Source organism: Brumimicrobium sp. (genome assembly GCA_023957385.1).
Classification (GTDB): Bacteria; Bacteroidota; Bacteroidia; order Flavobacteriales_D; family Crocinitomicaceae; genus Brumimicrobium.
Genome location: JAMLGZ010000002.1, coordinates 199,267 through 213,814, shown reverse-complemented (window position 1 = coordinate 213,814; position 14,548 = coordinate 199,267). Strand labels below are relative to the sequence as shown.

Sequence of the window (14,548 nt, the reverse complement as noted above, 5' to 3'; positions counted from 1 at the left end):
ATGAATTTAAGGACACTACCCGATTTTCAAAAACAATTTATCAAATTTGTACTCATTGGAATATTAGCAGTTCTAGTTGACTTAGCATGTTATTATACATTTCTTCACATATACCCCGAAAAAATGTTTGGCTTCATTGCCAATGACATGTCAGCCAAATCAACCTCCTTTATTTGTGGGTCTTTAGTTACTTATAATCTGAATAAATATTGGACATGGAAGCAGAGCGATAAAAACAATAAACGTTTAGTAAATTTTTATATTCTATACATACTATCTATGTTTATAAACGTAATTGTAAATTCTGGTATGCTTCACTTTTTAATACTTTACCCAGCATTAAGTTTTGTTCCAAAGAAATACCTAGTCGCTTTCATCGTTGCAACTGGGGTTAGCGCCTTACTGAATTTCTTTGGTCAGAAATGGTGGATATTTAAAGAAAAAGAATGAAAAGATTTATCTTCATAGGAATTATTTTAACTACGCTACTTGTCTCATGTAAGAAAGAAAAATATGTAGATGTAGCCCCTGGAACACTCATTGAATCAAAAGAAATAAAAACAATCACAAAATCTGAATGTATTTCTCTCATTGATTCTGTAGATGCATCTGGCTTTGCCACATACGATGTGCAATTATTAGAAGTTGTATATGCTTCGACATACCAAGGAAAAACTATAGAAACATCAGGAATGTTGTTTGTTCCTGTGGGAATTGACACTTTTAACTTAGTAACCTACTGTCATGGGACCGTGGCGCCTGCAGATATAATGGGAAAGAAATGGGGTACGCCTTCTCAGTTTAAAGGTGAAAAATTTGGCTTTATAGAATCCCGAAACGTTGGTTTATCATGGGCTACCGCAGGATATACTGTTTTTATGCCTGATTATATCGGATATGGAAGAACTAAAAAAGTAGAACACCCATACGTTTATTATCCTGAGTTAGTCAATGCCATTTATGATGGAACAATTGCCGTTAAGAAATATCTACTTGACCAAAGTGCATACTATGAAAACAAGTTATTTTTGGCAGGATATTCACAAGGTGGTGGAGCTTCATTCTTTTCGCATTGGTATATTGATACATACCACTCGTCTGAATTTAACGTTACGGCTAGTTTAAATCTTTCTGGTCCTTATCATATCAAACGTATTCTTCAAACAATTATAGAACATAAAGATGAGAAACAGGCTAATATCGGTGTGTATGCTTGGGCATTATATTCTATCAATAAGTTCTCTGAATTAAAACGTCCTAATGATTATTTTTTCTCATACCCTGTGTATGACCAAGGTTCTAGTTTTTTACCTCCTTCGAAAGTGCCATCCAAAATCCTCAATAATTTCTTTATGCAACAAATCCAAAATGGGAAAGATAAAGAAATGATAAAGGTTTTGGAAAGATGTTGGGTTGCAAAAAACTGGTATTCTCCTGGGAAAATATATTTATATCACGGAGATCAAGATGATTTCGTTCCTTATTTTAATTCGGAAGATGCCTATACAACACTTAGTCAGAATGGTGTAGATGTACAGTTTTTCACCTATACAGGAAAGAAGCACTGGAACGTCTTAAAGCCTTTTATAACAGACGCTAAAAATCAATTGGACGCACTTAAATGAAACAAAGTATTCTTCATAGCATCTTTTGGCTTCTAATCTCTTTTCAGATTGGAATAGCCCAACGTAATATGGATGACCTATTCTTCATCCAAGGAAGTAATTATTACAATGCTGCTTATGCACCCACTCATACAGATAGCACCGATTTTAAAGCGGCAGTTGATACAAGAACTTTTTTACGTTATGTACCAAATAATATTGGACAAATAGTTGTACCCAATCTTACTTACCAAGCTTTCGTGAAAATGCAAAATGTAACCCTTACTTATAACTACAATTTGCAGCCACTTACGTTTACCAAAAATAATGAATTGGGACTTGGATTCATTTATACCATCCCTTTTACTACTCAGCATAAATTAAGCTTTGGCGTTCGTGGAAGTTTTGGAATATATAACCTAAAACGATTTAACGAAATTGGATTTATTGATATAGAGAAATCAAAGAAATGGACAATGTTAGGAGATTTTGATTTAGGGATACATTATTTCATAAAAAGATTCGAATTAGGCATATCTACTAAGAATATATTAGCCTCAAAATATGCCCCCGATGATATTTTATTTCGTACTGATCGGGAGATTTATCTGCAACTAGCTTATAATTTTTTGCTAGGAAAAAGAAAGAATTATTCGCTAAAAATCTCGGTATTTACTGCTCCTCTTTACTGGTTAAACAGCTATCTATCTTTCAATTTAGGAATTTATAAGAAAGCTTATTTCCAATTTACAATTAGTGCTAAGGATATCAGTAATCAATTTAGTTTTGGTTATGACTTTAGGATAGGTGAAAATCCACTCTCCCTTGGACTTGCATTTACGCAATCTCTTATAGCTAAAAATTACAATTTTGGCTTGCGGATAGCTTATAAATTTTAGGTATATTTTTTGATCAAAATACTTTCATCTTAATATGTAAACTACTGAAAGATATCGTAGATTTGCAAAAAAATCATATCCTTATGAGAAGAACCCTCCTCATTATCTTCATACTTATAACAAGCTATGGATTTACTCAAAAAACCAAGCAGGTTTTGTTTATTGGAAACAGCTATACCAATGTAAATAATCTTCCTGAAATTGTAAAAAATTTGGCAACAGCAGACGGAAATATTTTAATAAAGGATGCCAGTTTTCCAGGAGGGCATTTTCTTTCTCAACACACTCAAAATCCACAAACACTCCAAAAAATTGCTAGTAACAATTGGGATATAGTAGTTATCCAGGAACAAAGTCAAAATCCATCTTTCCCATGGGCACAAGTTCAAACAAATGTTTTCCCTTACGCTAAAATCTTAATAGACAGTGCAAAACAAAGTAATGAGTGTGTTATTCCGATCTTTTATAATACTTGGGGCAGACGTGATGGCGACTCACAATGGGACAGTATTAGTACGTTTGAAGGTATGAATGCACGACTACACACGGCTTATTCTTTTATGGCAAATGATAACCAAGGATTGCTCTCTCCTGTTGGTATAGGATTCCAACACATTAAGCAAGACACAATCAGTCCCATTCCTTTTACTGATTTATATGTTTCCGATGGAAGTCACCCCTCTATCTTCGGGTCTTATTTGGCTGCTTGCATATTTAACAATATTATCTTCTCTCAAACATCTTATGGAAATACCTTTATTCCAAATGGAGTTACTCCAAATCAAGCTAAATATCTACAAGAAGTAGCCGATCATGTCGTTTATATGGTAGATTCTGTACGTATTGACTACCGACCACTTTCAAATAATCTATTTGGAATCACCTTAGATGGTGATAAAATTACACTTAGTCCATATATTGAAGAAGGGACTTTTGAATTTTGGGACTTTGGTGATGGAGATACATCCCATGTTTTGCATACCACACATACTTATACCGAAACAGGAATCTATCACGTCCGTATGATTACTTCCAATGCGTGCTACACGGACACCATTTCAGAAGATGTTATAATAGGCACTTCCGGAATGTTAGAGCAACCCAAACTAGAACAGAAGACTTTTAAAGTATATCCAAACCCTTCTCACAATGGGAAAGTTTTTATTGACCATAAAGAACATAGATATTCCGTATATTCTATATTAGGAGATAGAATATATCATGGTGAATCATCTTCCCTTGAGTTATCAAAGGGGATGTATTTTTTTCGACAAGAAAATGAATCTGTAAAGGTGCTAGTATTCTAAATTACTTCAACATTCTATAATAAATCATATCTTGACATCTTTTTGGAAGGATGTTTAGTAAACAAAAGAGTTTATTTATGTAAATATTATAAACTGATTTAGGGTGTTTTGTTTCCAATATATAGTGAATCTTTTTTGCCAACACATAAGGGTTTCGTGGTTTACCGGCGCCTAACTCAAACATAGCATTTCCTTTTGCAATTTGCTTCTCGAATAACTGACTATTTTTTTCTATTTCATCAAATTTATTCTTGGCTCCACCTTGCATATTTGTCTGAAAAGCACCTGGGCGTACGGTTATAACCTTTATACCTAAAAACCTAAGTTCTCTACGCAATGCGTCAGTATAAGATTCAATTGCATGTTTGGATGTATAATAAAAATTGGCAAAAGGAGGCGGACTAAATATACCTGCCTCACTAGAAATATTCACAATTCTCCCTTTCCCTTTCTGTATAAGTGGGAAACAATAATAATTGATACGATAAGTTCCCACTAAATTGATATTCATTATGCGTAACATAAGATCAGGAGGCGTTTCCATGGAAGGACCAATAACTAAAATTCCTGCAAAATTTACGATAGCATCAAGGGTGTGGGTATAATTTTCTACTTGCTTTATTGCCTCTGCAACGCTCTCATCATTAGACACATCAACTTTTATAGGGATAATAGACGCATGCTTAGGGCGTTCTAATTCAAACAAATGTATGTCTAAGGCAAAAACACGCCAACCTTTTTCGGCTAATAGTTGTGTGGTAGTATATCCTAAACCACTTCCAGCACCTGTAATTAAAACATTCTTTATGCTTTCTGTATTATTACAATCTATTTCTTTCATACACTCGTATAGAGTTAAAACGATAAATAAAGATAGCAATAAAGCTTAAGCAGGCTGTCATGTTGTACATAAAAGAAAAACTATATTTTTCTACAAAATATGCTCCCACTAACATTCCTAAACTAATTCCCACATCAAAGCCTGTTAAATACGTAGAATTAGCTGTCCCCCGTTGAGAAGAAGGTGCCATATTTACATAGATGGATTGTAGAGCAGGAAATAAAGTGCCATATCCTAATCCAATTAGAAAGGCAGCCACACAAAACATATAAATACTATGGAAAGAAGCAAACGTTAAAAAACCTATTGTGATGAGTAGTAAGGCTACCTGCATAACGATATGTAAATGTCCCTTATCCACTAATTTGCCCGAATTTATACGAGATAATACTAATCCTAACGCTAAAAATAAGAAGAAGATACCCGAATTTTGTAAACCTATATCTATACCATATAATACTGCAAATGCTACTAAGGTTCCCCAACCAAATGATATAAATAACTGATTCCAGAAAATAGGAAGGCCTTTAAGCAAAATAAACCTATCAATGGAAATAGGCGGTGTTTCATCCAATTTCTTTCGGATTGGTACTCTAATAAGTGTTACAGCAACAATTGAAAATACCCCCATTACAAGTGACGCAGTTATTAAGGCATGAAATCCAAATCTATTATATATATTCACCGCAATATAGGGCGCAATTGCCATAGCTATATTGGAGTTTACCCCAAAGAATCCTATCCCTTCAGCACGTCTTGAGGCTGGAATAATATCTATCGCCACAGTATTAGATGAGACAGTTGCCATCCCCCAAAATATACCATGCAGAAAACGGAGTAAGATTAAAAATAAAACCGTTGCTGCAAAGTAATAGCCAAAGAACGTCGCCACAAATAAAGATACACCCAATATAAGTAGTGGTTTCCTAGAATATATATCCACAATAAATCCACTAAATGGTCTAAACATTAGTAAGGCAATCACATAGGATGAAAGGACAATCCCAATTTTAGATGTTTCTACCCCCAACTCTTTGGACAAGAAAATAGGAATTGTAGGCATCAATAAGCTAAAAGAACTCGCTAAAAAGAAATAGGATATACTAATGATAATAAAATCTCTACTCCATAATTTCTCCTTATTTTCTTTCATACTTTTTAAATAGAATGCGAATTTATCAAGATTATGAGAAAGTCACACAAATATGAATAACATGCAAAGAAAAAAATAGTTCTGGGTAGATAGGGAATCCCTTGTACATTCATAAAGAACTAATAATTTAGCCACTAGTATGCTGAAGGGTGCTAAGGGCTGAATAAATTCTGTTCGTTGAGTATATGCTATAAACGATAATCATGGGTGAAGAATAGATTCCGTTCGCTGATCATATGCTGCAAACTACAATCGTGAGGGAAGAACAGATTCCGTTCGCTGCGCTCCGGAATGACAACCGCCAACGTAGTTAAAGGGAGAGGGGGCGGCTTCGCCACCCCCTCTCCCCTATTATTTAAGGCTTAAGTGTCATTCCGAAGCGCATCGTACGGAATCTAACTTCTTTTATGTAATGGTATTTATTTTCTAATGTCATATAGAGTTTCCTTCATTTTCCTTATCTTTATGTTATCAAATGAATAATAAATTTATGTACAAAAGAATCCTATTATTTATCTTCTTGTCTTTCATCTCCTTAGGATATTCACAAGGGAAATCTTGTGTTGGTATCTACGAAACCTTTGATGACAATACCAACGAAAAACAATCTAAAGTAGAATTTTATAAGAAAGATGGAAAACTCTATGCAAAGATGCTGCACTTATATAGCTTCAAAGGATATTCATCCAATGACCCTTCTTGTGATAAATGTACAGATGACCGAAAAGGAAAAAAAGTGATTGGAACTGAATTCATCCGTGACCTAAATTGGACTGGTAGTGTATGGGAAGGAGGCACAATCTGTAATACTCAAGATGGAAAGATATACAAATTAAAAGTATGGCTTAATCCAAGTAATCAGGATGAATTATTCGTACGTGTATTTTTAGGACCTTTTTATCGCACCCAAATTTGGAAAAGAATTAACAGCTAATTATGAGCTTACAACGATTATTATCTAGTGCAAAATTGAATCAGCTCACCCTGAAAAACAGAATTATTAAGGCCGCTACTTTTGAAGGAATGCTAGATAAGAATCAAAACATTTCACAGCGTTGCATCGATTTCCATGAAGAAGTTGCAAGAGGTGGTGTAGCTATGACCACTCTTGCCTACTGTGCTCCAGAAAATGACGGATGTATGCTTGATTACTACATGTACATCCGAGAAGAAATTAAACCCCAACTTCAAAAATTAGCACAAACTGTTCATGCACAGGGTTCGCTCTTATCCGGACAAATTGCACATTGTGGTGGTTTTAGCAGAAATAAGAAATTGGAACGTAAAAGACCCGTAGGACCTAGTACCGCTTTTAATTTGGTGGGAATGCTCTATGGAAATTTCTTTACACAAGGTATGGATAAAACCACACTACAAGAAGTAAGCGGAAATTTTGGGAAAACTGCCCGAATTATGAAAGAGTCAGGGTTTGATGCTGTTGAAATCCATTTTGGACATGGTTACTTACTCAGTCAGTTTATCAACCCAAGGGTGAATAAACGCAAAGATGAATACGGGGGAAGTATAGAAAATAGGATGCGTTTTCCCTTGGAAGTTTTAGCAGAAGTTAGAAAAAATGTAGGACCTGATTTTCCTATTCTCGCCAAGATTTCTATGTATGATGACAAAAAAGGAGGCGTTACTTTAGAAGATAGCTTACAAGTTGGAAAGCTTTTACAAGATAATGGAATTGATGGAATAATTTTAAGTGCCGGAGCAAGTAGTGACAATCCTATGTTGTTATTTCATGGCGATAGCATACTCCCTGATTTAATCAAATATGAAAAAAATCCATTGATGAAATTGGGGATGTTGCTAGTAGGTCAAACCATGTTTCGTAAATATCCATACAAAGAATTGTATTTACTAGAAGCTGCGAAGAAATTTCGTGAACAACTGACCTGTAACCTCATCTTTATCGGTGGTGCAAGCACTATAGAAAGTCTTGAAAAGATTATGGACTTGGGCTTTGATTTTGTACAATTAGCCCGACCTCTACTTCGTGATCCAGAAATGGTCAATCATTTAATTCACTATCAAGAAAAATATATAAATGGTTGCAATCATTGTAATAAATGTGCACCTTTAATGAATGATAAGAACGGCATTCGTTGTGTATTACCCACTTGGGAACCTTTCGAGTCAGAAAAAGGAGTATAACTAAAAATAATAACATGATTAATATCCCTTCAAATTTAGTGGGATTAACAGATGAAGAGGTTATTGCCTCTCGTACTCTGCATGCTGAAGCCACATTAAAAGATAATAACAAAAGTCCTCTTCTTGCATGGTTTTTTGATTTAATAAAAGAACCTATGCTGCTATTATTAATTGCCATTTCCATTATTTATCTTATTGTAGCTCAATATGGAGAAGCAATTTTTATGTTCGCAGCCATCGTTATTATCTCAGGAATTTCATTTTACCAAGATTTTCAAACAAAACGGGCACTCAAAGAACTTGAGAAATTAAATGAGCCACTAAGTGCAGTTATACGCAATCAGAATGTTCAGAAAATACCAACTCATGATTTGGTGATAGGTGATTTATGCATTGTAGAAGAAGGAAAGATGATTAATGCTGATGGTAAAATCGTACACAGTAATGATTTTTCTGTCAATGAAGCTGCGCTAACAGGAGAGAGTTACTCTATCTTTAAGAATAGTGATACAGATAACAATCAAGTGTACAGTGGGACCATTGTAATGTCAGGTCTTGCCGTATTTGAGATCACTGCAATAGGCAAGAATACACGTTTTGGAAAAATTGGCGAATCACTTCGAGACATTGAATTAGAAAAAACTCCTCTCAATATACAAATTTCTCAATTTGTGAAGTATATGGCTTTTGTAGGTATAGGGATTTTTTTACTTGTCTGGATATATAGTTATTTCCAAACAAATAGCATTGTAGAGAGCTTGCTCTATGGACTCACCATGGCTATGTCTATTTTACCAGAGGAGATTCCTGTTGCCTTTACCACCTTTATGGCCTTGGGAGCCTGGAAATTGATGCAAAAAAATATCATTGTCAAACGAAGTGGAATAGTAGAAACTCTTGGGAGTACTACGGTTATTTGTGTTGACAAAACAGGTACTATCACAGAGAATTCTATGATTTTAGAGAAATTATATAATCATTCAACAGGAAAATTGTATGGAGAAGACGAATATGGTTTACCTGAATTAGAAGAGCTTATTGAATATGCCATGTGGAGTAGCGAACCTGTTCCCTTTGATCCCATGGAAAAAACCTTACAAAATTGGTATTTGAAAGTATGTACAAGTGATAAATCATCTGATTTCAATATGATTCACGAGTATCCTTTAGAGGGTAAACCTCCCATGATGACGCATATCTATGAAGATAAATCGGGCAACAGAATTATTGCTGCCAAGGGAGCTCCAGAAGCTATTCTAACTGTATCTCACTTAGATGAAGATACATTTCAAAAATGTCAAAGACTTCTTCAAGAACTTGGAAATAAAGGATACCGAATTTTGGGAATAGCAAAAGCTACGTATCTTTCTGCTGAATTCCCTAAAAGACAACAAGAATTCGATTTCCAATTCCTAGGGTTTACGATATTCTATGATCCACCTAAAAAAGGAATACAACAAGTTTTTCAGCAGATATATGATGCAGGAATTAAAGTAAAGGTTATTACTGGAGATAATCCTGATACCTCACTAGCAGTTGCAAATCAGGCAGGAATAAAAAGCAACACCAATCCAGTAAAAGGGAGTGATCTTGAGCAACTTTCTGAAGAACAATTATGTGAAATAGCCAGTAAAACAACACTCTTTTCACGTATGTATCCCCAGGCCAAACTTAGTGTTGTAAAAGCTTTAAAGAAGAATAATGAGATTGTGGCCATGATTGGCGATGGTGTAAATGATGCACCTGCCTTAAAGGCTGCACATATTGGCGTTGCAATGGGGAGTAAAGGAACTGAGATTGCAAAAGCTGCTTCTGATTTGATTATCACCAACGATAATTTAGATAGACTTATTTATGGGATTGGAGAAGGGAGAAGAATCTACACCAATATAAAAAAGGCTATTCAATATGTCATTTCAATTCATATTCCAATTATACTAACGGTCTCTTTGCCTTTACTCTTAGGCTGGATATATCCACAGATATTTACACCCATTCATGTTATATTCTTAGAAATAGTTATGGGTCCAACTTGTTCCATCGTATACGAGAACGAGCCTATGGAAGAAAACACAATGACACAGCCACCTCGAAAAATGACCGATACCTTCCTCAACTGGAAAGAATTAAACTTAAGTATTTTGCAAGGTCTTATCATTACCATAGGTGTGTTAGGAATTTACCAATACAGTATCTGGCAAGGATATCAAGAAGAATTAACTAGAACTATGGTTTTTACTACATTGATTTTAGCTAATATCTTTTTAAGCTTTATTAACCGCTCCTTTTATTACAGTGTTATCACTACTCTTAAATATAAGAACAAACTTCTTTTTGGAATTACTTTGATTGTTATTATAGCACTTTTTGCACTTTTATATATTCCAATAATTTCGAAGTTCTTTCATATTATTCCACTCACTACTTACCAATTAGGGATAGCTTTTTCTTTTGCTGCTAGTTCGGTTTTATGGTTTGAGGTATATAAATGGATAAAGCGTAGGAATTTATAAAATTCACTTCATATTATTTCAATTATTCATAGATTCGTAAAAATAAATTTTCATGGAAACAAAAAATAAATTCTCAGCTCTTCATAGACTTCTACATTGGGTTATGGCATTTTCTATGCCTGTTTTATTGGTAACTGGTTTCTTACGTATGTATTGGATGGGAAAGAAAGCTGTTTTCGCAGCAGTAAATTCTCAAGATTTGGAGGTAACTAAAGAACAATCAAACGCAATGTATAAGGTACTTCGTGAGCCTATGTGGGAATGGCATGTGATTTTTGCTCATGTTATGATTATAGCTTTTATAATACGAGTAATATACATGATTGCCAAAGGAATACGTTTTCCGAATCCATTCAAAGGAAGCACCTCTATGAAAGAAAAGATGCAGGGTTTAACATACATATATTTTTACCTATACGTATTTATGGCAGCTTTCACAGGTATTTGTTTACGTCAAGATTTCTTCCCAGATCTTCATAAATCAATAGAAGCTACCCATAAATTAGGTGTATATCTTTTTCCTATCTTCATCGTACTACATTTTGTGGGTGTATTTCTAGCAGAGAAGGGAAAAGATAAAGGAATCACTTCTAAAATGATTGGAGGAGAATAATTCAAACCTGCTCCCTTAATTTTGGGGAAGACTTAATAGATTCACAAATAAGCGATAAGCTCCAGGTACACCTGCTGGGAGTTCTCTAAAGAAGGCTAGTCCGGTATAGACAAAGTTTCCTTTACCGTATTTACCTATAATTAAACTCCCTTTTAAATCCTTTTCTCCTTTGTCATGCATAGAGAAAATAGCATCGTAATTTCTGTCTATCTTATCAGCAAAATATAATCCCCGCTCTTGAATCCAACCCTTAAAATCCTCTTCTGTTATCTTGTTAGGCACATTCAAAACAGATGCCTTTGGGTTATTAAATTTGACTTCTGCTGTTTCATCTGTCACACGGCCATTTGTAATTTCAAAAGGGAAAGGTCCTATTTGCTCTTTAAGCGGAGCTATTCGGTTATTCGTATTGTATTGAACAATAAGGTTCCCTCCTGTATGCACATAATTCATTAATTTCTCATGATAAATATGCAAATGTGTATTCACATTATAGGCTCGAATTCCTGTAACAATAGCATCAAATTGAGCTAAATCTATTTTATCCAAATCTTCATTATTCAATATAGTAATCTCATATCCAATTTGTTTGAGATTATCAGCTACCTTATCTCCTGCCCCTGGAATATATCCAATCTTAGTTCCTGTTTTTACTAAATCCAAATGTACTAACTGAGCTGTCGCATCCGATAAAAAGAATTGATACGGAATATGGTCATACTCAATACGTGTAATACTCTTAGTATAGGTTCTTTCATTGATCAGTAAAGAAACTTCCAGCTTTCCATCTTTACCAGAATCGGATGGATGAAGGTATCCATTTATTTGAGCTTCTCCATTTTTTTCAGCAATTTCAAAATTAGCATCCTCCAAATCTAAGGTCCAACCTTCTGGAACTTTGACTTGAATTAATCCTTTCACACGTGCTTGATTCGCTTTAACTTTAAATTCAATTTTCTTAGGCTCGGTAGAACTAAATACCCAAACATTACTGGATATATTCACTGTTGCAGGAGGTAATACTTCCATAGGGCGATATACTTCTCCTTTCACTGGATCCGTATATTTATAAGAAAGTCCTCGTTCAATTTGTAAATTCAGATCTTTAATTGTAATATCAAATACAACCTTTTCGGCAAAATCATTTTCAGGTTTGCCGATTAACATTTGATCATTTACTGAATACATTCCTACGGAATGAGATTGATTCAACCAATATGGATTAGAATAAGCTAAATTCCCCGGCAGTTTCTCTGACTGCTCAATTGTTTCCATTATATTTTGCTTCAAAGTCTTATTCATACTCTTATTTGTTTGCTTAAAAAAGCTAATCGCATTAAACTGGACAGGTACAGGATTTCTAACTAAGATTTGAGCTGTAACCTGTATTGTATTACCAGGAACTACAGTATAATCTTTCGGATATGCTTCCATCCACAGACCTGCACATTGAATAATCAAATTTTTACAAGCTGCCAACTTCTGATTTACCCAAAAGGACATATCAGAATGACCTATTCTTAATTCATCTAGCACCTTGTATATTCCTATTAATTGATCCAAGGAATTCTCTGGATGACTGGGATTAAATTCCGCAATACATTTTTGAATAGCATCATCCAAGTAAGCAGTTTCTGTAAATCTATCCCATTTAAAATTGATACCTTCAAATAAGTCCTTATCAGGTTTGGAATCTCCTTTTAAAAATTTAAAATATTCTATCTCTTCTCCTCGCTGCATGGCTACACCAAAACCTTGACTTTTATGTTGCGATCTACTCATGGATGCAATCTCACCATAACTTTTCCCGAGCAAAGGATTATAAACTCCCACATCCATTTTCATTTGATTCGAGGAGGTCGTATTTATCATACCAAAATTGTAGGTATTCCAGAAAAGACGTTTAGCTTGCCAAACGGATACTTCCTTTAGTTGTTCAGGAAAACGATTGGGGTTTGCTGCCGCATCAAATGCTTCTTCAGCAAGTATAGCAGATGTTGTATGATGCCCATGTCCACCTTCACCTGTAGTAGGAAAACGACAAATAATCACATCAGGTTTAAATTGACGTATCGTCCATACCACATCAGATAAAATTTCTTCTTTATCCCATATACTCAAGGTCTCCTCTGGATTCTTAGAAAACCCAAAATCATTTGCTCGAGTAAAAAATTGTTCAGCACCATCCACTCTACGCGCTGCTAATAATTCTTGTGTCCGAATCAAGCCTAGAGCTTCTCCTTGTTCTGTCCCAATAAGATTTTGTCCACCATCACCACGGGTTAGAGACAGATATCCGGTACGCAAATGTAATTCATTGGTTAAATAAGCAATCAAGCGTGTATTCTCATCATCGGGATGTGCCGCAATATACAATACAGAACCTACTGTATTTAACTTTTTAAGTTCGTGTAAAATTTGAGCAGAATTGAATTCTGGCGATGTTTGTGCAAATAGAAATTGTGTAAAGAATATACCAATAAGTATAGAAAAAATCTTCATCAGTTTAAAAATTGGATGTTAAAGGTAAGCTTTTAACAAAAAAGATGCAAGTATTTATCAGCGTAAAAGATTGAAGCTAATTTATAACTATCCAAAAAAAATGTAACAAAAAGAAAAGATAAAAAATGCTGTCTCCCCGCTATGATCACTAACATATCAAAATAAAATCATAAAAATTATTTTCTTTTATTTTCCAATTTTCAAATAAACACCAAAATAAAACCCAGAGAAGTCTAAATTTATAGGATATTTATTTACAACCCATTCTTCTCCAAGTCTATCTTTCACCGAATTGGTTTTGAAATACTGATATCCTAATCGAATTCCAAGTGTTGTATATATTGGAGATTTTGTAAAATCATACTCTACTTTAACTCCAAACTGTCCTTGAAAATCTCGACTGGTAAAATAATCGTAGCTTGAAGCGAAAGGAAGAGTAGGGAAACGCATATCTATCAATACTTTTGAAAAACCAATCCCTCCATTCACTTCAACGCCAAAATGAAACCTATTTAGTGTTGTTTCTTTTTCATGCCATTTTAAAAGACCGTCAATATACCAAGTGGCTGAGATTCCAGCAGAAATAGCCTCTGTTCGTAATTCAAAAGTACCTTTATGCTCTTTAATAGGAAACCCCCATTCATCTATTTCGGTCACAAAAGGTTTGGATTTACTATTTCCATATTGATAACTGCCATATATACCAACATCAAAATGACGATTGGATTGATATAATAAAGAGAATTGATATTGACTACCTTTCTTAATATTGTCATTCAACATATTTACATTGGGTTTGGCAGCAAAAGAATCGATATAAAACTCGTTAATATTACCCATTGAATAGGTGTTTACTCCATAGCCAAAACTAAAGGATAATTTATCTTTTTGAGCATAAATATTCAGAGAATTGAAAATTATTAACATTGTAATATATAATGCTTTTTTCATAATTA

At 34.4% G+C, this 14,548-nt stretch carries 12 protein-coding genes; 8 read left to right on the top strand and 4 right to left on the bottom strand.

What is annotated here, in order from left to right; translation table 11 throughout:
- From M9897_12220 to M9897_12205, 4 genes are all read left to right on the top strand, one after another.
- Positions 1–450 carry a GtrA family protein gene (locus M9897_12220; protein MCO5269648.1) on the top strand — a complete coding sequence of 150 codons (450 nt, stop codon included), beginning with the start codon at positions 1–3 and terminating at the stop codon, positions 448–450.
- On the top strand, positions 447–1,625 hold the full coding sequence (locus tag M9897_12215) for a prolyl oligopeptidase family serine peptidase (protein ID MCO5269647.1): 1,179 nt from the start codon (positions 447–449) through the stop codon (positions 1,623–1,625). The genes M9897_12220 and M9897_12215 overlap by 4 nt, the downstream gene beginning before the upstream one ends.
- A complete protein-coding gene (locus M9897_12210) occupies positions 1,622–2,503 on the top strand; it encodes a type IX secretion system membrane protein PorP/SprF (GenBank protein ID MCO5269646.1) in 882 nt (293 codons plus the stop codon). Before M9897_12215 ends, M9897_12210 begins: the two co-directional genes overlap by 4 nt.
- An 83-nt stretch (positions 2,504–2,586) precedes the next feature.
- Entirely contained in the window at positions 2,587–3,810 is a 1,224-nt protein-coding gene (locus M9897_12205; GenBank protein ID MCO5269645.1) for a PKD domain-containing protein, read from the top strand.
- Position 3,811: 1 nt separating this feature from the next.
- Here the strand turns inward: M9897_12205 and M9897_12200 are convergent, their stop codons facing one another.
- Both M9897_12200 and M9897_12195 read right to left on the bottom strand, forming a co-directional pair.
- Positions 3,812–4,651, bottom strand: a complete 840-nt coding sequence (locus tag M9897_12200; protein ID MCO5269644.1) for an SDR family NAD(P)-dependent oxidoreductase — start codon at positions 4,649–4,651, stop codon at positions 3,812–3,814.
- On the bottom strand, positions 4,632–5,804 hold the full coding sequence (locus M9897_12195) for an MFS transporter (GenBank protein MCO5269643.1): 1,173 nt from the start codon (positions 5,802–5,804) through the stop codon (positions 4,632–4,634). Before M9897_12195 ends, M9897_12200 begins: the two co-directional genes overlap by 20 nt.
- Before the next feature lie 490 nt (positions 5,805–6,294).
- Between M9897_12195 and M9897_12190 the strand changes: the two genes are divergently transcribed.
- Genes M9897_12190 through M9897_12175 form a run of 4 tightly spaced genes read left to right on the top strand, consistent with a single transcriptional unit; the run spans position 6,295 to position 11,090 of the window.
- Positions 6,295–6,738: a DUF2147 domain-containing protein gene (locus M9897_12190; GenBank protein MCO5269642.1), complete on the top strand. Its 444-nt coding sequence runs from the start codon at positions 6,295–6,297 to the stop codon at positions 6,736–6,738.
- Between the two features lie 2 nt (positions 6,739–6,740).
- Complete coding sequence (locus M9897_12185; GenBank protein MCO5269641.1) at positions 6,741–7,964, top strand: NADH:flavin oxidoreductase; 1,224 nt, start codon at positions 6,741–6,743, stop codon at positions 7,962–7,964.
- A 14-nt stretch (positions 7,965–7,978) separates the two neighbouring features.
- Complete coding sequence (locus M9897_12180; protein ID MCO5269640.1) at positions 7,979–10,477, top strand: cation-translocating P-type ATPase; 2,499 nt, start codon at positions 7,979–7,981, stop codon at positions 10,475–10,477.
- A gap of 52 nt (positions 10,478–10,529) precedes the next feature.
- The gene (locus M9897_12175) at positions 10,530–11,090 is read left to right on the top strand and encodes a cytochrome b/b6 domain-containing protein (protein MCO5269639.1); all 561 of its coding nucleotides are present in this window, start codon (positions 10,530–10,532) and stop codon (positions 11,088–11,090) included.
- Between the two features lie 15 nt (positions 11,091–11,105).
- Here M9897_12175 and M9897_12170 read toward each other — a convergent pair whose 3' ends face one another.
- Together M9897_12170 and M9897_12165 are read right to left on the bottom strand one after the other, a co-directional pair.
- Positions 11,106–13,592 (bottom strand): PIG-L family deacetylase, encoded by a 2,487-nt coding sequence (locus M9897_12170; GenBank protein ID MCO5269638.1) that lies wholly within the window; start codon positions 13,590–13,592, stop codon positions 11,106–11,108.
- Positions 13,593–13,778: 186 nt separating this feature from the next.
- Positions 13,779–14,543 (bottom strand): hypothetical protein, encoded by a 765-nt coding sequence (locus M9897_12165; GenBank protein ID MCO5269637.1) that lies wholly within the window; start codon positions 14,541–14,543, stop codon positions 13,779–13,781.
- Between the last annotated feature and the right edge of the window lie 5 nt (positions 14,544–14,548).